This window comes from Citrobacter sp. RHBSTW-00859 (assembly GCF_013729795.1).
Classification (GTDB): domain Bacteria; phylum Pseudomonadota; class Gammaproteobacteria; order Enterobacterales; family Enterobacteriaceae; genus Citrobacter; species Citrobacter braakii.
In genome coordinates, this window is the sequence record NZ_CP056284.1 from 4,021,939 (window position 1) to 4,039,280 (window position 17,342).

The following is a 17,342-nucleotide window of genomic DNA, read 5'->3' on the forward strand; positions in this document are numbered from 1 at the left end:
CCTGAATGTGACTGTTAGAATGCCGATAAATATGACTTTCATCATCAGGAAATGTTATGAAACCCACCACCATTTCACTGCTGCAGAAATGCAAGCAAGAGAAAAAACGCTTCGCGACCATTACAGCCTACGACTACAGCTTTGCTAAGTTATTTGCCGACGAAGGCATTAATGTGATGCTGGTTGGCGACTCGCTGGGCATGACGATCCAGGGGCATGACTCCACCCTACCGGTCACCGTTGAAGATATTGCTTACCACACTCGTGCCGTACGTCGTGGCGCTCCCAACTGTCTGCTGCTCTCCGACCTGCCATTTATGGCTTACGCCACGCCGGAACAAGCATTTGAAAACGCCGCGGTGGTGATGCGGGCGGGCGCTAATATGGTCAAAATTGAAGGCGGCGCCTGGCTGGCGGATACGGTAAAAATGCTCACCGAACGCGCCGTACCGGTTTGCGGTCATCTGGGATTAACACCGCAGTCGGTGAATATTTTCGGCGGCTATAAAATTCAGGGCCGCGGCGACGCCGGGCAGGTATTGCTGGATGACGCGCTGGCCTTAGAAGCCGCTGGCGCTCAGTTGCTGGTGCTGGAGTGCGTGCCGGTTGAGCTGGCGAAGCGTGTCACCGAAGCGCTGTCGATTCCGGTTATCGGTATCGGCGCAGGTAACGTCACCGATGGACAAATCCTCGTCATGCACGATGCCTTTGGTATTACCGGTGGCCACATCCCGAAATTTGCGAAGAATTTCCTCAATGAAGCAGGCGACATGCGCGCCGCAGTGCGGCAGTATATGGCTGAAGTGGAGTCCGGCGTTTATCCGGGCGAAGAACACAGTTTCCACTAATTTTTCAGGCCATATATCGGCCTGAAAAGCGTAGCGCCATCAGGCGGTTCGCTGCATGTTGCCGGATGGCGGCGTAAACGCCTTATCCGGCCTACGGTTCCTCAGGCAACTCAAGGAGTCTTGTCGTGTTAATCATTGAAACCCTGCCGCTGCTGCGCCAGCATATTCGTCGTCTGCGTCAGGAAGGCAAACGCGTCGCTCTGGTTCCCACCATGGGCAACCTGCACGACGGCCATATGAAGCTGGTCGATGAGGCAAAAGCGCGGGCTGATGTGGTGATCGTCAGCATTTTCGTCAACCCGATGCAGTTTGACCGACCGGACGATCTGGTGCGCTATCCGCGCACGCTGCAGGAAGATTGTGAAAAGCTGAACAAGCGTAAAGTCGATTATGTTTTTGCGCCAGCCGTTGAGGAAATCTACCCGCAGGGTCTGGAAGGCCAGACGTTCGTTGAAGTTCCCGGTCTCTCCACCATGCTGGAAGGCGCCAGCCGTCCAGGCCACTTCCGTGGCGTTTCCACTATCGTCAGCAAGCTGTTTAACCTGATCCAGCCTGATATCGCCTGCTTTGGCGAGAAAGATTTCCAGCAGCTCGCACTGATCCGCAAAATGGTGGCGGATCTGGGTTATGACATTGAGATCGTTGGCGTGCCGATTATTCGCGCCAAAGACGGTCTGGCGCTTAGCTCACGTAACGGTTATCTGACCGCAGAGCAGCGAAAAATTGCGCCGGGTCTGCACAAAGTGATGAACGGCATCGCTGAAAAGCTGCTTGCCGGCCATCGTGACCAGGAAGAGATTATTGCCATTGCCGAGCAGGAACTGAATGAAAAAGGCTTCCGTGCCGACGATATTCAGATTCGTGATGCCGACACGCTGCTGGAGCTGACGGAAACCAGTAAACGCGCGGTGATTCTGGCCGCCGCCTGGCTGGGTCAGGCACGTCTGATCGATAATCAAAGCGTTACATTAGCCCAGTAGACAGGGGTTAAAAATCAGGCAATACTGCCTGAGAATTTCTCAAAGCAGGCCAGTAGCGCCTGCTTAGCCAAGGTAAACGACAGGGTATAGAAGTTATGATTCGCACCATGCTGCAAGGCAAGCTCCACCGCGTCAAAGTCACGCAGGCGGACCTGCACTACGAAGGCTCCTGCGCCATCGACCAGGATTTTCTCGATGCCTCTGGTATTCTGGAAAACGAAGCTATTGATATCTGGAACGTGACCAACGGTAAACGTTTCTCAACCTATGCGATTGCGGCTGAACGCGGCTCCAGAATCATCTCGGTGAACGGCGCAGCGGCACACTGTGCTGAAGTCGGCGACATTGTGATTATCGCCAGCTTCGTCACCATGTCTGATGAAGAAGCCCGCACCTGGCGCCCGAAAGTGGCCTACTTTGAAGGCGACAACGAAATGAAGCGCACCGCGAAAGCCATTCCGGTACAGGTTGCCTGACAGCCCTTACCCCTGCGGCTGATTACTTATCAGCCGCGACATCGTCTCCAGCGAATCCGTTCTTAAAATATAAAGTCTTTTCAATAAGAACGGATTATCCCCCGGTTTAACCTTCCCTCTCACCGTGGTGACCGCCATGTGGAATCCCGCGTCGCCTGCCGCTTTTACTGCGGTGGCGTTATAGCCGCCAAACGGGTAAGAAAGATAAAGAACGTGAGGGTTAAACTGAGACAACGCCCGACGCGAACGGGCAAAATCAAACAGAATATTGTGATAGCTGCGACTCAGCAGGATTGGCCGGTGATTCGCATCAACCCGATGTAAAAAATGGGTATGCGACTGGAAGTCGAACACGTCCCTAATCTCATTCAGTTCCGCGATGCTCATAAACTGCAGTGATTTCGGATCCCACTTCTGCGGGTGGCGCTTGATACGTGAGGAGATAATAAACGCCGTTGCCTTCATGCCGTGCTGCTTCAGAATCGGGTAAGCATAACGACTCACCGACTTCAGACCATCATCAAAAGTCAGCACCACCGCCCGCGCCGGGAGATTCATATTGTTGCGAACATAGCCTTCCAGTTGGTACATCGTCAACGTGGTGTAGCCGCGGTCCTGTAGCCAGGCCATCTGGTTGCTGAAGGCGCGTACGGAGGTTGTCGTGGAGGTGTGGCGAAAACGGGTATTCTCTTCATCGCGCAGAATATGGTGATAGGTTAACACCGGGATACCGTTGTCTTCCTGCGCATCCAGAGCGCTGATATAGGCCAGTCTGCCGCCAATACGGATCTGGTACCAGGTTTGGTTGAGACGGTCTTTAAGCTTGCTGATAACCGGATAACGCAGATTATCCGCCAGCACGCCAAACGGGGCGCTACCAACATCCGGAGCGTTATAAACCGGCGTATCTTTCCAGGTGATCAGGCTTTGGTTGCTGAGGGGTTTATTGAGATCGCCCAGACCATCATCAACTTTCTGCCGCCCCTGCACAGGCTCCAGATGCCCCTTATCAATAAACCCGGTACCAAAACCAAAGGTAAATTCGTAATAGTCTGCCGCAATTGGCTCAACGGCAAGGATCTGCCCGGCGCGAATATTTCCTACCGTCACCATCTTGTTGCCAATCTGCGCCCACACGGCGGCTGCTTCGGTGGTTTGCATGTAGCGAGCAGGCAAAGCCGCAGCTATGCTGCCAGAAAACAGGAGCAATAAAACAAGCAGAACGCGCATCACCATATGAGATAACCGAGGCGAGAAACCCCGGCTATTGTAGCAAAAGCGCCATCAATACCAATGATTAATACTCATACAAATCATGCTTCAACACGAAGGGGGGATTTTTCTGTTGTTGATGCCAGAGGCTAGAGACTTCGGGCCCGCCAAGCGCAACGATGCTATCACGAAACGCAGAACTGCTCATCGATTCCCGCGACGAAAGCATTCGCTCAAGCAATGGATAACTGATACCTGAAATCACTTCACACTGGGGATGTTTATGGCTCATTAACGAAGCCACGCGGTAAGGCGCGGCCCCGGCCATATCCGTCAGGAATATCACACCCTCGCCAGAGTCTGTAGCATGCAGGGCATGGCACATCATGCGACTTAGCATATTCGAGCTAAGCCCACGCCAAAAACTCACCGCCTGGCATTGAACCAACGGGCCGTACTTTTTCTCCAGACGATGCAGCATATCCTGTGCCTTATCATCATGACAGGTAATTACCCAACCTAGCATTGCCTACCTCCTTAGCAGGCAAGTAGTTTATCAGGGTGATAAATCCGTAATGGTGATAAGCATCAAAAGTCTTCCTCTCCCGGGCAAGGAGAGGAAGAAAGACTTAGCTGCGCAGGCCGCGTCCGCGCTGAATCAGGTACCAGCACAGCAAATAAAACGCCGCGATAAACACCACCAGCACGCCAAAGGTCGTGACCAGCGGAACATCGTGGATCCCCAGGAAGCCGTAACGGAAACCGCTAATCATGTAGACAATCGGGTTCAGATGGGACAGTCCCTGCCAGAACGGCGGCAGCAACGTTAACGAATAGAAAACGCCGCCCAGATAGGTCAGCGGAGTCAGCACGAAGGTTGGGATCAGGCTGATATCGTCAAAGGTTTTAGCGAAAACCGCGTTCAACAGACCGGCCAGCGAAAACAGCACCGCTGTTAACACCAGCGTAAGCGCCACAAAGACCCAGGAATGCACCTGGAACGGCACGAAGAACAGCGAAATCGCTGTTACCAGGATCCCTACGCACAGGCCACGCGCCACGCCGCCGCCAACAAAACCGGCGATGATCACGTGCGTCGGTACCGGAGCGACCAGTAACTCTTCAATGTTGCGTTGAAACTTGGCGCTGAAGAATGACGATGCCACGTTGGCGTACGAGTTGGTAATTACCGCCATCATAATCAGCCCTGGCACGATAAACTGCATGTAGCTAAAACCATGCATTTCGCCGATACGCGAGCCGATCAGGTTACCAAAGATAATAAAATAGAGCGTCATAGTAATGACGGGAGGAACCAGAGTCTGGACCCAGATACGCATAAAGCGGTGGATCTCTTTCGCCCAGATGCTTTTCAGCGCAACCCAATAAAGCTGCATCATGCGCGATCTCCTTGTTTTTCATGCACCAGAGAAACAAACAGTTCTTCCAGTCGGTTCGCTTTGTTTCGCATACTCAATACCTGAATGCCCTGGGCGCTCAGCTGTGAGAACACGCTGTTTACCCCCTGTTCACGCAGGACTTCCACTTCCAGCGTGGAGGTATCCACCAGCCGGTAATGATAGCCCTCCAGTTTTGGCAGCGGGCTTTTCGGCGCCAGATCGAGAATAAAGGTCTCGGATTTCAGCTTAGAGAGCAGGCTCTTCATCGAGGTGTTTTCCACCAGCTCGCCATGCTGAATAATGCCGATGTTGCGACACAGCATTTCCGCTTCTTCGAGATAGTGAGTGGTCAGAATAATCGTGGTGCCTTTGTCGTTTAAATCCTTTAAAAAACCCCACATTGAACGACGCAGCTCAATGTCGACCCCCGCCGTCGGTTCATCAAGGATGAGTAATTTAGGCTCGTGCATTAGTGCGCGGGCAATCATCAGACGGCGTTTCATCCCGCCGGAGAGCATGCGCGCGCGCTCGTTACGTTTTTCCCATAAATCGAGCTGCTTTAAATATAATTCGCTGCGTTTGACCGCCTCTTTATACTCAACGCCGTAATAACCCGCCTGGTTGACTACGATCTGCTGCACGGTTTCAAACGGGTTAAAGTTAAACTCCTGCGGTACCAGACCAAGCTGGCGTTTCGCATTAACGGTATCTTTTTCAAGATCGTATCCGAAGACGCTCACCCGCCCAGAGGTTTTATTCACCAGCGAGCTGATTATCCCGATGGTGGTGGACTTGCCTGCGCCATTCGGTCCCAAAAGCGCATAAAAATCCCCCGCTTCGACTTGCAAATCTATTCCGCGTAACGCCTGAACGCCACCGGGATAGGTTTTTTTAAGTTGTTGAAGTTCCAGAGCAATGGTCATGGTTTTTTACTTACCTTACATTCTAATGCTTGATATTTGGTTTTAATAAATCAGGAGTTAACCTATATTAGCGCAACGCAATTCAATTGGTTACAGCCTCCATGAAAGACATAGATACACTCATCAGCAACAACGCGCTATGGTCAAAGATGCTGGTAGAAGAGGATCCCGGATTTTTTGAAACGCTGACTCACGCACAAAATCCGCGCTTTTTATGGATTGGATGTTCCGACAGTCGCGTTCCCGCAGAACGTTTAACCGGTCTTGAGCCGGGTGAATTATTTGTTCACCGTAATGTTGCCAATCTGGTTATTCACACCGACCTGAACTGTCTCTCAGTGGTTCAGTATGCGGTGGATGTGCTGGAAGTGGAACATATTATTATTTGCGGCCACTATGGATGTGGTGGCGTACAGGCGGCTATTGAAAATAAAGAACAGGGGTTGATTGATAACTGGTTACTGCATATTCGCGATATCTGGTTTAAACACAGTTCACTGCTGGGCGAAATGCCGCAGGAACGTCGCATTGACACCTTGTGCGAACTGAATGTAATGGAGCAGGTCTACAACTTGGGCCACTCAACCATCATGCGTTCAGCCTGGAAGCGCGGTCAGAAAGTTACCATTCACGGCTGGGCTTACGGTATTCATGATGGCCTGCTGCGCGATCTGGACGTCACCGCCACCAGTCGCGAGACGCTGGAGCAGCGCTATCGCCAGGGGCTGTCTAACCTCAGCCAGAAACATACCAATCACAAGCAGATACCAACAAGCGGCAGCGACGCTTAAGTCGCTTTTCGGCCTGCGGGGAAGTATCGTGCAGGCCGAATAAGCAAAGCGCCATCAGGCGCTCCCGACATTACTCGTCCAGCAGCACCACTTTGCCAACGTACGGCAAATGGCGATAACGCTGGGCATAGTCAATGCCATAGCCGACAACAAACTCATCTGGGATAGAGAATCCGATAAACTCAACCGGAACATCCACTTCACGACGGGTAGGTTTGTCCAGCAGCGTACAAATAGCCAGGGATTTCGGCTCGCGCAGGCTCAGAATCTCACGCACTTTGGACAACGTGTTACCGGAGTCGATGATGTCTTCGACAATCAGCACGTCCTTGCCACGAATGTCTTCATCCAGGTCTTTCAGGATTTTAACATCGCGCGTGGTGGACATTCCGCTGCCATAGCTGGAAGCAGTCATGAAATCGACTTCGTGGGAGACATGCACTTCACGGCACAGGTCGGCCATAAACATAAATGAGCCGCGTAACAGACCAACCAGCACCATATCGCTGCCGCTGTCCTTGTAACGTTCGTTAATCTGACGTCCCAGTTCAGCAATACGCGCTTTGATCTCCGCTTCCGGGATCATGACTTCAACAGTATGTTTCATATCTCTAACCATATGATTTAAAAACAAATCACTCAATGCTAACTTTTAATAAGTCAGCATCTAAGCGCAAGGCACGCAGTATACCAGCAAAAGCATTCATACGCGGCATCTGTTGATAAAGTTCATAATGTGACGTTTATCACGCGTTTTAGCTCCTATAATTAACTGCTATTAAAGAAATAACACCTGTGATGGTATTTTTTATGGCAAATAACAACGTACGTTCTCAACGGCTTATCGTGACCCTGAGCGCCCTGTTTGCGGCACTTTGTGGACTATATCTCCTGATTGGTGGAGGCTGGCTGGTCGCCATCGGTGGCTCCTGGTATTACCCGATCGCGGGCCTTGCCATGCTCGGTGTGGCTCTCCTGCTGTGGCGCAGTAACCGATCCGCCCTTTGGCTGTATGCCGCCCTGCTTCTCGCCACCATGATTTGGGGCGTCTGGGAAGTCGGCTTTGATTTCTGGGCGCTGACGCCGCGTAGCGACATCCTGGTCTTCTTTGGTATCTGGCTTATCCTGCCTTTCGTCTGGCATCGCCTGATTATCCCTTCCAGTGGCGCAGTAGCGGCGCTGGTGGTGGCCCTGCTGATTAGCGGCGGTATCCTGACCTGGGCTGGCTTCAACGATCCACAAGAGGTTCACGGCACGCTGAGTGCAGATACCTCTCAGGCCGATGCAATCTCAGCGGTTGCCGACGAGGATTGGCCGGCTTACGGTCGCAATCAGGAAGGTCAACGCTACTCACTGTTAAAACAAATTAACGCTGACAACGTTCATCAGTTGAAAGAAGCTTGGGTATTTCGTACCGGGGATTTAAAACAACCCAACGATCCCGGTGAAATCACCAATGAAGTCACGCCAATAAAAGTGGGGGATACTCTTTATCTGTGTACCGCCCATCAGCGGCTGTTCGCCCTGGATGCGGCCAGCGGTAAAGAGAAGTGGCATTTCGATCCCCAACTCAATACCAATACCAGCTTCCAGCACGTAACCTGTCGCGGCGTTTCTTATCATGAAGCCAAACCGGATACGGCTTCTGCAGAGGTGATGGCCGACTGTCCGCGCCGCATCCTTTTGCCGGTCAATGATGGTCGACTGTTTGCCTTGAATGCCGAGACCGGCAAGCTGTGCGAAACCTTCGCCAATAAAGGTATTTTGAATCTGCAGACCAATATGCCGGATACCTCACCGGGCCTGTACGAACCGACGTCTCCCCCGATAATCACCGATAAAACTATCGTTATTGCCGGGTCGGTAACCGATAACTACTCAACCCGCGAAACATCTGGGGTGATACGTGGTTTTGACGTCAATAACGGCAAGCTTCTATGGGCGTTTGATCCCGGAGCCAAGGATCCTAATTTCATCCCGTCAGATGAACATACCTTCACCTTTAATTCACCCAACTCCTGGGCGCCTGCGGCCTACGACGCGAAGCTGGATCTGGTGTATCTACCCATGGGCGTTACCACGCCGGATATCTGGGGCGGTAACCGCACACCGGAACAGGAACGTTACGCCAGCGCCATTCTGGCGTTAAATGCCACGACCGGGAAATTGGCCTGGAGCTATCAGACCGTTCACCACGATCTGTGGGATATGGACTTACCGGCGCAGCCAACCCTGGCGGATATCAACGTCAATGGAGAGAAAATTCCGGTCATTTATGCCCCGGCAAAAACCGGTAATATCTTTGTGCTCGACCGCCGTAATGGTGAACTGGTGGTGCCTGCCCCGGAAAAACCGGTGCCGCAAGGTGCAGCCAAAGGTGATTATGTCAGCAAAACCCAGCCGTTCTCCGATCTCAGTTTCCGTCCGCAAAAAGATCTCAGTGGTGCGGATATGTGGGGCGCAACCATGTTTGACCAGTTGGTGTGCCGCGTAATGTTCCACCAGCTGCGCTATGAAGGCATTTTTACCCCGCCTTCAGAGCAAGGCACTCTGGTGTTCCCGGGTAACCTCGGCATGTTCGAATGGGGCGGTATTTCCGTTGATCCCAACCGTCAGGTAGCCATTGCCAACCCGATGGCGCTGCCGTTCGTTTCTAAGCTGATCCCACGCGGTCCCGGCAATCCGATGGAGCCGCCGAAAGATGCCAAAGGTACTGGCACGGAGTCCGGTATTCAGCCGCAGTACGGCGTACCGTTCGGCGTAACGCTTAATCCATTCCTTTCACCATTTGGCCTGCCGTGTAAGCAGCCAGCATGGGGCTACATTTCCGCCGTAGATCTGAAAACCAATCAAGTGGTGTGGAAAAAACGCATTGGCACGCCACAGGACAGCATGCCATTCCCAATGCCGGTTCCGGTGCCGTTCAATATGGGGATGCCGATGCTGGGTGGACCTATCTCCACCGCGGGTAACGTGCTGTTTATAGCCGCGACTGCCGATAACTATCTGCGCGCATACAACATGAGCAACGGTGAAAAACTGTGGCAGGGTCGGCTTCCGGCAGGCGGCCAGGCAACGCCGATGACGTATGAAGTTAACGGTAAGCAATATGTGGTGATATCCGCCGGGGGCCACGGCTCATTTGGCACCAAGATGGGCGATTATATCGTGGCATACGCGTTGCCGGACGACGCGAAGTAAAATGGAAAACGCCCGCTAATCAGCGGGCGTTTTTTTATTCAAACTTCAGTGACAGTAACGACGCTTTTGCGGCTTCCTGATACTGAGCCACAAGATCTTTGGTCATATTGAAGGAGACCTGCACCGCTTTCTCGTTTTGCGAGGTAATCAGCAGCATATTGAGAATTTCAGTATCCGGCGCTTGAGAACGGAAAGTAATCAGCCACGCTTTATGTCCATCAACCGTGACAGGTTCCGCCTGCGGCTTGAAGTTGGTCAGCATCTTCAGTGTCGCATCCTTTGCCATATCCAACTGAGCGGCAGGCAACGCGTTGCGCCCGGCGGTAATACCTAGAGACGCTTTACCGCGTTCGTCACCGTAAATCACCTGTGGACGGTTTTCAGAAGGGTATTTGATTTTTGCCATTTCGTCCGGCATTGGCGTGAGCGTCTGCGGAATTTCGAGACTTAAATTCAGTTTTGAAATCTGTTGACGTTCCATCTTCATCGCAGCCTGTGCCGAAACCGCCAGAAGCATAATAAAAGATGCCGTCAGTACTTTACGCAAAAGGGTCATGAATACCTCGTGATGAGTGATTAACCTCATCAGTATATGAATGCTTTTACTCGACGATAAAGTAATAATCCGTTTTTGAAATAAACATTTAGCGGATAGCGCCACCGCTATCCGCCGCTGTTTATACGGTAAAACCGAGCATCATCCCGGTATCCTCATGCTCTAACAAATGACAGTGCGCCATATAGGCATGTTCCTTTGGCGCGTCGTGGTCAAATTTCACCAGCACCTCGCTCACGCCGCCCTCTACCCGCACCGTATCTTTCCATCCCGCGCGGTGCGCAGCAGGCGCTTTGCCATTTTCAGACAGAATACGGAACTGCGTGCCGTGAATGTGGAACGGATGCAGCATCATGTCGCCCTGACCGGAAATCACCCAGCGTTCGTGTTGACCTTTCGCCGCGGCAAACATCGGTTTATTCATATCAAACGCCTGACCATTAATCCGGTTGGCATTATGGAAATCGAATGTTCCATGCTTCATGTTGCCCATGTCGCCATGCTGCATATTCCCCATCGCACCGTGGTTCATATTGCCATGCTTCATGTTCCCGTGGCCCATATTGTCATTATTCATATGGCCCATCATCTTGCCATGATCCATACCCGCCATAGCCTGAGCGCCGTACTTCTTCATCAACATTTGCATGCCCATCATGTCGAGCATTGGGTCCATCGATAATTGCAGTTTGCGCACCGTCAGCCCCTCAAGCGATGGCAGCGCCGGCATGGATGTCAGCGTATCCGGCAGCGTGCCGGAAGCGGTAATCAGCAGCGGCTGAACGCGCATCACCGGATGCGGCTTATCAAATGGCGCAATCGCCATGCCCATCTGACCCACAGGCAGAGTGACCAGATCAAACGCTTTACCGTCGCTCACATCCACCAGCACTTCAAAGCGTTCGCCCATCAGCATAGGAAGTTCGGTCACTTTTACTGGCTCCGCCAACAGTCCGCCGTCGCTGGCAATAACGTACAAAGGACGATTGTCGCTGGCCGCGATATTCAGTGAGCGTGCGTTACAACCATTTAGCAGACGCAGGCGCAGCCAACCGCGCGGTGCAGCATGCTGAGGATAAATCGCCCCATTGGTCAGCAGCGTATCGCCAAACCAGCCGACGGCAGCGGTCATGATGTCCAGTTGATAGTTAACCTGACCATCAGCAGAGAACTGTTTATCCTGAATAATCACCGGCACATCATCAATGCCCCACTGCTTAGGCAGTAGCAGCTTGCGAATCTCTTCATCTTCAATCAGCACCAGTCCGGCCAGGCCCATCGCCACCTGATGACCGGTCTTCCCATGCTGATGCGGGTGGAACCAGCAGGTTGCCGCGCGCTGATCCGGTGTGAAGGTCACAGAACGTTTCCCACCCGCCGGAATAATACCTTGCGGGCCACCGTCGACTTCACCGGGGATTTCCAGCCCGTGCCAGTGCAACGTCGTCTCTTCGGCAAGCTGGTTATGGATATCCACCGTCACCGATTGCCCTTTACTCAGCTTGACCGCCGGCCCGAGCAAACTACCGTTATATCCCCAGGTCGTGGCTGTTTTACCGGCAAAACTCGACTGTCCGGCTTGCACGATCAGCTGCATACGGTTAGAGGCATCTGCGGTTAACAGGTCTGGAATGGGTAATGCGGGACGGTCTGCAGCAAATACGCTCCGGCTCCACAGAGGTAACGCTGACGCGACGCCCAGCGCCACGGAGTACTTTAAAAAGTCACGACGTTGCATAATCACTTCCTTATATTCAGCAGCTTAAGCAGGCTATCTTTTAAGCATAAGCCCTCCCCTTACGGGAAGGTCAAGTAAACGGCTAATAATAAAGGTCGTCGCTTCGCTCGCAGTGTGCTAACGTTTAAATTCCGTGATGCAGTGGTAGAAGCAATGAAGACGTTTTTCAGAACCGTTTTGTTCGGCAGCCTGATGGCCGTATGCGCAAACAGCTACGCGCTTAGTGAGTCCGAAGCCGAAGATATGGCCGATTTAACGGCAGTTTTTGTTTTTCTGAAAAATGACTGTGGATACCAGAATTTGCCAAATGGGCAGATTCGTCGCGCACTGGTCTTTTTTGCCCAGCAAAACCAGTGGGACCTGAGCAATTACGACACCTTCAATATGAAAGCGTTGGGTGAAGACAGCTACCGCGACCTCAGCGGTATTGGCATCCCAACGGCCAAGAAATGCAAAGCGCTGGCACGTGACTCCCTGAGCCTGTTGGCTTACGTAAAATAATCTCCGGCACGACCACGGTTGATATTACCGTTACTCTGGCTGAACCAGCGTGAGGGCAACGGATTGCGCTTTTAATTCAGCCTGCGCGTTTGGCGCTAAATTCACATCGGTAACAACATCGGTAAAGCGGCTGAGCGGCGCGACGTTAAATAACGAATGCGCGCCGTACTTACTGCTATCCGCCAGTAATACCTTGCGTTGAGCATTAGCAATAATTTCCTGCTTTAATCCCGCTTTGTCTTCCGTGGGCGTGGTTACGCCCTTTTCCATACTCCAGGTGTTACAGCTCATAAAAGCGATATCAGGATAGACGCTGCGCAACATTTTCCGGCCAAACTCACCAATACAGGACTGGCTACTGTCATCGATGCGCCCACCGACGATCGTCACCTCTATCTGGCGAAATTCTGACAAAAACAGGGCAATGTGTAGATCAACGGTAATGACGCGCAGCGGCAAATGCGTCAAACATTTTGCCAATTCCAGCATCGTGGTACCGGCGTCAAGCACCACGGCATCGCCCGCGCGCACCATTGAGGCGGCAAAACGCGCAATCGCCCGTTTCTCAGCACGCGAACGCAGTTGCTTTTCGTTCGTGGTCGGCTGCGCCGCTTCAAAGCGTCGTAACGCAACACCGCCGTGGCTACGGCTGATCACACCCTGTTCATCCAGCTTAATGAGATCGCGTCTGATCGTCGCTGGTGAAGCGTCAACCGCATCAACCAATTGTTCCACGGTAACCAGCGTATGATTTTTCAAATACGCCACTATCTTATCCAGACGGTGTTGCCCTTTCATAACAGTAAATTACGCCAGTTGCATTGCCAGTTTGATCGATACGGCCATGCTCTCAGATTTTGCTTTTCCCGTCCAGGCGATATCAAATGCCGTACCATGATCGGCAGAAGTACGAATGAACGGCAAACCTGCTGTGATATTTACGCCATCATAAAAACCGAGCAACTTCAGTGGGATATGTCCCTGGTCGTGGTACATCGCCACGACCATGTCATACTGGCCTTCATAAGCCTGTAAAAACACGGTATCCGGTGGGCACGGACCGTAAACATCCATCCCCTTCGCCTTCATATTCTCAATCGCAGGCCCGACAATACGGATTTCCTCATCGCCAAACAGGCCATTCTCACCGGCATGTGGGTTCACTCCCGCAACGGCAATACGCGGATGCGCAAAGCCTACGCGCTTCAGGAAGGTATCGGCAATGCCAATCACCGTTTCGACACGTTGCCCATTGAGCGTATCGAGGAATTTGCGCAGAGCGATATGCGTGGAAACATGGATGACTTTCAGTTTGTCTGTGTACAGCACCATTGCGTAATCACGACTTTCCGTCAGCGTTGCCAGCAGTTCTGTATGTCCGGGATAATTGTGTCCACCAAGATGCAATGCTTCTTTGTTCAACGGCGCGGTCGCAATCGCATGTACATCGCCCTTCATTGCCAGTTCCGTCGCGCGTTTCACACAGCGATAGGCCAGATCGCCCGCCTGCGCCTGTACGGTTCCCGGAACAAGTTCATCGGGTTGTGCCAACGGTTCATCAATCACATGAATCGTATCTGGTGTAAATCGGGCATCGGCGACCTGTTCAATAGCGCGAAATGTCACCCCTTCGGCCAACCCCTGGGCCTGCAATCGATGCAGCGTTTTCAGGCACCCAACCACCACTAACGGCGCACCGTTAAGCTCATCCTCGCGTAGCGCTTTAACAATAATTTCCGGACCAATCCCCGCCGGATCTCCCATCGTAATCGCAATTGTTTTAGTTACCACGGTACATCTCCTCAATAAAATACAGCGCATCACAAAGGGTCGTGTCAGAACCGAATCCGCCCGCTTTGGTAATCACAGGCAAGTCATCAATCTCGCTATTCACAAACGTTCCACACGGAATACAGGGGGCAACCTCACTTTGAATGCGATACCCTTCGGCTCCCAACGCACTGGCGACCGCCGTGGCAATATCACCTCCGGTCAGGAACAAGCCGCCGATACGTGCCTGTTCAATAATGCGCAGCGTTATCACTCCGAGACGCTGGCTCAGCAATTCTCCTAGTTGTTGTCGGCTCATTTCCACGTTACGACACAGCGCGTCGATCATATCCCGGTCTTCAGCACGCCGACTGGTGCGCAGGATCGTGTGGTGTTGTTGGCTCAACAGCCCACAAGCCTGCTCAATAACGGAGGCCATTTCCTGCTCGAATGCTGACCCTGCCAGGCGTGCGGCATCAACGTCCACCACCTTTGCCCGGTCCTGACACAAGGCCTTTTCCACCTGACGTCGCGTTGCTTCGCTCATTGAGCCCGCAACAACCAACACCGGCAATTCCTGCTTTTCTTGCATAAACGTTCCGGCCGGTAGCGCATTGGCAAGCCCCGCCGCCCCGACCAGTAGTGGCATCTGTTTTTGCTCACAGACCGCCTGAGCAATCAACGCGAGATCTCGTTCCTCTTGCGCATCCACCACCACCATACATTCACCTGCTGTCGCGAATCCGCTCAGCAACGCACTCAAGCTTCCCCGACGCACATCCGCTAGCGACACCTCATGTACCGGGATATCGCTTTGTAACGCGACCAGTTCAGCAATACGTGAAGAGAGAATTGGCGTTTTCGGATCGCTGGCGAATTCCGTCTCCAACAGCGGTACGCCATGAACCAGGCATAATCCATCCAGTGTGGTACGCCCGGCGGCAGGAATCGCCGCCGCAATAACGGCCTGCGTCCGACCAGCTGTGTGCATGGCAGCAGTAACTTCAGCCCCTACGTTGCCACGGAATGTCGAGTCGATTTTTTTGTACACCAGCGGTTTTATTGCTTCTTCACACCATGGCGCTAACGCCTGTTGTACAGCTGCTGCGGCCTGCATTGCAGGCATCGCCCGACTTTCCGTGTTGATGACCAGAACATCGACGCGACGAGAAGGCTTCTGTGCCGATGTAAGCATGACCTCAGTGCGTGCGCCTTTTTTCGCCAACTGTACGCCGGTATCGTTAGACCCCGTAAAATCATCGGCGATAACGATCATTTTCATGCTTTCTTCTCCTGCACCGCCTGACGCGCCTGTTTTTTCGCCACCCACGACGTAAGAATTGGCGTCAGAATAGCGGTGGTAATTACCGACGCAGCAATCAACGGCGCAGCCGCAGCGGCAACCTCTGCCAACGATGGATCGGCTTGTGCTATCGCCAGCGGCGTCGCGACGGCGTTCCCCGCTGTACTGGATGCAGCGGCGCCAGCAATACCACTTCCGCCTACCAGACGATCGGCACGAATGTTAAAGAAGCCGCCAACAAAGGTGGTCAGCACGCCAAGCAGAATGCCTGCCAGACCACCCTGCAGCAGCATTTCCAGATTAATGCCAGCCCCAAGTGCAAACGCAAAGAAAGGAATGAGCAACGGACCGCCTTTGGTCAGGAAGTCACGCATATTGGCATCGAGGTTACCGAGGATCATACCTACCGCCAACGGTACCAGAACTGCCACCAGCGCCATGACAGGAATGTTTGCCATACCCGCAGCACCCAGTGCAATCATGGTAAAGAAAGGTCCGTCATTCAAAGACAGAATAGAAATCGCACCGACATCACGTTCGTTGCCAAATTCCCCAACCAGCGCCGCATAAAGCCCGCCATTGGAGTTACTCATTGCCGCAATAATGGCGACACCGCTCAAGCCAAAGATGCCTTCTGCACCAAACAGGTGTTCAACCCCGAGACCAATCGCGATTGCGACCAGCAATTTCGTCAGCGTAATCGTACCGCCTTGTAACAAAGCCTGTGGTGCCGCCTTTACACTAATTCCCGCCCCCATGCAGAGCAGGAACGCGCCGATCAAAGGAGCCGCACCATTTTTAAATAAAGCCGTGGTGAATCCACCGATCTGCAACGCCTGCGGGGCAAAAGTGTTGATAATGGCACCGATAACCAACGGCACTACCATCATGCCGCCGGGTACGCGTTCTATTGCCTTCTTGATGTTCATGGTCTTCCCGCCTGTTGTTGTGTTGTGATTAAATAAAATCATAACGATTATATTCAATCAAAAACAGATCGCAAATGCGGCAGATCACAGTTTTAAAATGATTAATAAAAATCAAATAATCATTTCAATGAAAAAAAACCGGGTTCGTCTCACCCGGTTTCATTGATATCTGAAATATCTCAGGATTGTTGTACAAACTCGCGGTACGCCGCCACGACTTGAAGAAAGTCCTCTACGCCGCAAAGTGAAAAGCTCTCTTCGTCGTAGTAGCTCATCCCCTCTTCCATTTCATCTCCGGAGAATTCCAGCTGATTGGCGCGCACCATCACCTCTTCACCATCCAGCCAGAGCGTGTATTCATGCCCTGCTCGCTGCCAGGAGCGCTCACTGCCCTTCACCGCATGCGCCGCCTGTTCCACTTCATCAAGTAAGGCCAGGTTCTCTTTCACTTCTTCGTTAAACCAGTGCCCCACCACCTCGTGGCCCATGGACATACGCACTTTTACCACTCCGGTAATATCGCGCAGAAATTCGTAATCCATAATGTCTTCCTCTGCTCCTGGCAATGCGCCAATACCGCATTGCGCCTTGCTGTAATTATCGCAGCAGCGCGGCAGAAAAAAAGCGTAGCGGGTATAAGGAATAGAAATAAAAATGCCCGGAGAAGCAGACTTCTCCGGGCATTGATGCGTTTTTACACAAATCGCGTTTGCG

18 protein-coding genes are annotated in these 17,342 nt (G+C 52.5%); 6 read left to right on the forward strand and 12 right to left on the reverse strand.

The annotated features are described in order from the left end of the window. The first annotated feature begins 56 nt into the window (after window positions 1–56). The 3 genes from panB (at window position 57) to panD (ending at window position 2,304) form a co-directional block, all read left to right on the forward strand. On the forward strand, window positions 57–848 hold the full coding sequence (panB, locus tag HV302_RS20250) for a 3-methyl-2-oxobutanoate hydroxymethyltransferase (RefSeq protein WP_094760753.1): 792 nt from the start codon (window positions 57–59) through the stop codon (window positions 846–848). Between the two features lie 125 nt (window positions 849–973). Further along, the gene (panC, locus tag HV302_RS20255) at window positions 974–1,828 is read left to right on the forward strand and encodes a pantoate--beta-alanine ligase (protein WP_016151737.1); all 855 of its coding nucleotides are present in this window, start codon (window positions 974–976) and stop codon (window positions 1,826–1,828) included. Between the two features lie 95 nt (window positions 1,829–1,923). Continuing rightward, window positions 1,924–2,304: an aspartate 1-decarboxylase gene (panD, locus tag HV302_RS20260; protein ID WP_000621526.1), complete on the forward strand. Its 381-nt coding sequence runs from the start codon at window positions 1,924–1,926 to the stop codon at window positions 2,302–2,304. A gap of 6 nt (window positions 2,305–2,310) precedes the next feature. Here the strand turns inward: panD and HV302_RS20265 are convergent, their stop codons facing one another. From HV302_RS20265 to HV302_RS20280, 4 genes are all read right to left on the reverse strand, one after another. Then, complete coding sequence (locus HV302_RS20265) at window positions 2,311–3,540, reverse strand: polysaccharide deacetylase family protein (protein WP_016151736.1); 1,230 nt, start codon at window positions 3,538–3,540, stop codon at window positions 2,311–2,313. A 61-nt stretch (window positions 3,541–3,601) separates the two neighbouring features. Further along, window positions 3,602–4,042 carry a PTS sugar transporter subunit IIA gene (locus HV302_RS20270; protein WP_016151735.1) on the reverse strand — a complete coding sequence of 147 codons (441 nt, stop codon included), beginning with the start codon at window positions 4,040–4,042 and terminating at the stop codon, window positions 3,602–3,604. 103 nt (window positions 4,043–4,145) lie between these two features. After that, window positions 4,146–4,916, reverse strand: a complete 771-nt coding sequence (locus HV302_RS20275; protein WP_003829467.1) for an ABC transporter permease — start codon at window positions 4,914–4,916, stop codon at window positions 4,146–4,148. Then, complete coding sequence (locus HV302_RS20280) at window positions 4,913–5,839, reverse strand: ABC transporter ATP-binding protein (protein ID WP_016155710.1); 927 nt, start codon at window positions 5,837–5,839, stop codon at window positions 4,913–4,915. Before HV302_RS20280 ends, HV302_RS20275 begins: the two co-directional genes overlap by 4 nt. A 101-nt stretch (window positions 5,840–5,940) precedes the next feature. Here HV302_RS20280 and can point away from each other — a divergent pair, with 101 nt between their 5' ends. After that, window positions 5,941–6,630 (forward strand): carbonate dehydratase, encoded by a 690-nt coding sequence (gene can, locus HV302_RS20285; RefSeq protein ID WP_016151733.1) that lies wholly within the window; start codon window positions 5,941–5,943, stop codon window positions 6,628–6,630. A 70-nt stretch (window positions 6,631–6,700) separates the two neighbouring features. Here can and hpt read toward each other — a convergent pair whose 3' ends face one another. Next, window positions 6,701–7,237 (reverse strand): hypoxanthine phosphoribosyltransferase, encoded by a 537-nt coding sequence (gene hpt / locus HV302_RS20290; RefSeq protein ID WP_016151732.1) that lies wholly within the window; start codon window positions 7,235–7,237, stop codon window positions 6,701–6,703. A 203-nt stretch (window positions 7,238–7,440) separates the two neighbouring features. On the opposite strand from hpt, the gene HV302_RS20295 reads away from it, so the two are divergent. Next, window positions 7,441–9,831 carry a glucose/quinate/shikimate family membrane-bound PQQ-dependent dehydrogenase gene (locus HV302_RS20295; RefSeq protein WP_191212328.1) on the forward strand — a complete coding sequence of 797 codons (2,391 nt, stop codon included), beginning with the start codon at window positions 7,441–7,443 and terminating at the stop codon, window positions 9,829–9,831. A 34-nt stretch (window positions 9,832–9,865) separates the two neighbouring features. Here HV302_RS20295 and HV302_RS20300 read toward each other — a convergent pair whose 3' ends face one another. Further along, window positions 9,866–10,387 carry a hypothetical protein gene (locus HV302_RS20300; protein WP_016155709.1) on the reverse strand — a complete coding sequence of 174 codons (522 nt, stop codon included), beginning with the start codon at window positions 10,385–10,387 and terminating at the stop codon, window positions 9,866–9,868. 121 nt (window positions 10,388–10,508) lie between these two features. Further along, on the reverse strand, window positions 10,509–12,125 hold the full coding sequence (gene cueO / locus HV302_RS20305) for a multicopper oxidase CueO (RefSeq protein ID WP_181626507.1): 1,617 nt from the start codon (window positions 12,123–12,125) through the stop codon (window positions 10,509–10,511). 153 nt (window positions 12,126–12,278) lie between these two features. Here cueO and HV302_RS20310 point away from each other — a divergent pair, with 153 nt between their 5' ends. After that, window positions 12,279–12,626, forward strand: coding sequence for a YacC family pilotin-like protein (locus HV302_RS20310; RefSeq protein ID WP_003018667.1), 348 nt, complete (start codon window positions 12,279–12,281; stop codon window positions 12,624–12,626). 30 nt (window positions 12,627–12,656) lie between these two features. On the opposite strand, the gene HV302_RS20315 is transcribed toward HV302_RS20310, so the two are convergent. The 5 genes from HV302_RS20315 to yacL all read right to left on the reverse strand — a co-directional run bounded on the left by HV302_RS20315 (window position 12,657) and on the right by yacL (window position 17,170). Then, window positions 12,657–13,424, reverse strand: coding sequence for a DeoR/GlpR family DNA-binding transcription regulator (locus HV302_RS20315; protein WP_016151728.1), 768 nt, complete (start codon window positions 13,422–13,424; stop codon window positions 12,657–12,659). A gap of 9 nt (window positions 13,425–13,433) precedes the next feature. Further along, window positions 13,434–14,417, reverse strand: coding sequence for a D-threonate 4-phosphate dehydrogenase (locus tag HV302_RS20320; protein WP_080859362.1), 984 nt, complete (start codon window positions 14,415–14,417; stop codon window positions 13,434–13,436). Beyond that, complete coding sequence (gene dtnK, locus HV302_RS20325; protein WP_049042707.1) at window positions 14,407–15,678, reverse strand: D-threonate kinase; 1,272 nt, start codon at window positions 15,676–15,678, stop codon at window positions 14,407–14,409. Before dtnK ends, HV302_RS20320 begins: the two co-directional genes overlap by 11 nt. After that, window positions 15,675–16,628 (reverse strand): 2-keto-3-deoxygluconate permease 1, encoded by a 954-nt coding sequence (locus HV302_RS20330; protein WP_016151725.1) that lies wholly within the window; start codon window positions 16,626–16,628, stop codon window positions 15,675–15,677. The genes dtnK and HV302_RS20330 overlap by 4 nt, the downstream gene beginning before the upstream one ends. A 179-nt stretch (window positions 16,629–16,807) precedes the next feature. Beyond that, the gene (gene yacL, locus HV302_RS20335; RefSeq protein ID WP_016151724.1) at window positions 16,808–17,170 is read right to left on the reverse strand and encodes a protein YacL; all 363 of its coding nucleotides are present in this window, start codon (window positions 17,168–17,170) and stop codon (window positions 16,808–16,810) included. Window positions 17,171–17,342 lie beyond the last annotated feature (172 nt).

Coding starts and splice junctions, on each gene's coding strand:
- HV302_RS20295 (WP_191212328.1), top strand. CDS start 7,441: ATGGCAAATAACAACGTACGTTCTCAACGGCTTATCGTGACCCTGAGC.
- HV302_RS20275 (WP_003829467.1), bottom strand. CDS start 4,916: ATGATGCAGCTTTATTGGGTTGCGCTGAAAAGCATCTGGGCGAAAGAG.
- panD (WP_000621526.1), top strand. CDS start 1,924: ATGATTCGCACCATGCTGCAAGGCAAGCTCCACCGCGTCAAAGTCACG.
- can (WP_016151733.1), top strand. CDS start 5,941: ATGAAAGACATAGATACACTCATCAGCAACAACGCGCTATGGTCAAAG.
- yacL (WP_016151724.1), bottom strand. CDS start 17,170: ATGGATTACGAATTTCTGCGCGATATTACCGGAGTGGTAAAAGTGCGT.
- HV302_RS20270 (WP_016151735.1), bottom strand. CDS start 4,042: ATGCTAGGTTGGGTAATTACCTGTCATGATGATAAGGCACAGGATATG.
- HV302_RS20280 (WP_016155710.1), bottom strand. CDS start 5,839: ATGACCATTGCTCTGGAACTTCAACAACTTAAAAAAACCTATCCCGGT.
- HV302_RS20330 (WP_016151725.1), bottom strand. CDS start 16,628: ATGAACATCAAGAAGGCAATAGAACGCGTACCCGGCGGCATGATGGTA.
- hpt (WP_016151732.1), bottom strand. CDS start 7,237: ATGAAACATACTGTTGAAGTCATGATCCCGGAAGCGGAGATCAAAGCG.
- cueO (WP_181626507.1), bottom strand. CDS start 12,125: ATGCAACGTCGTGACTTTTTAAAGTACTCCGTGGCGCTGGGCGTCGCG.
- HV302_RS20315 (WP_016151728.1), bottom strand. CDS start 13,424: ATGAAAGGGCAACACCGTCTGGATAAGATAGTGGCGTATTTGAAAAAT.
- panB (WP_094760753.1), top strand. CDS start 57: ATGAAACCCACCACCATTTCACTGCTGCAGAAATGCAAGCAAGAGAAA.
- HV302_RS20265 (WP_016151736.1), bottom strand. CDS start 3,540: ATGGTGATGCGCGTTCTGCTTGTTTTATTGCTCCTGTTTTCTGGCAGC.
- HV302_RS20300 (WP_016155709.1), bottom strand. CDS start 10,387: ATGACCCTTTTGCGTAAAGTACTGACGGCATCTTTTATTATGCTTCTG.
- dtnK (WP_049042707.1), bottom strand. CDS start 15,678: ATGAAAATGATCGTTATCGCCGATGATTTTACGGGGTCTAACGATACC.
- HV302_RS20310 (WP_003018667.1), top strand. CDS start 12,279: ATGAAGACGTTTTTCAGAACCGTTTTGTTCGGCAGCCTGATGGCCGTA.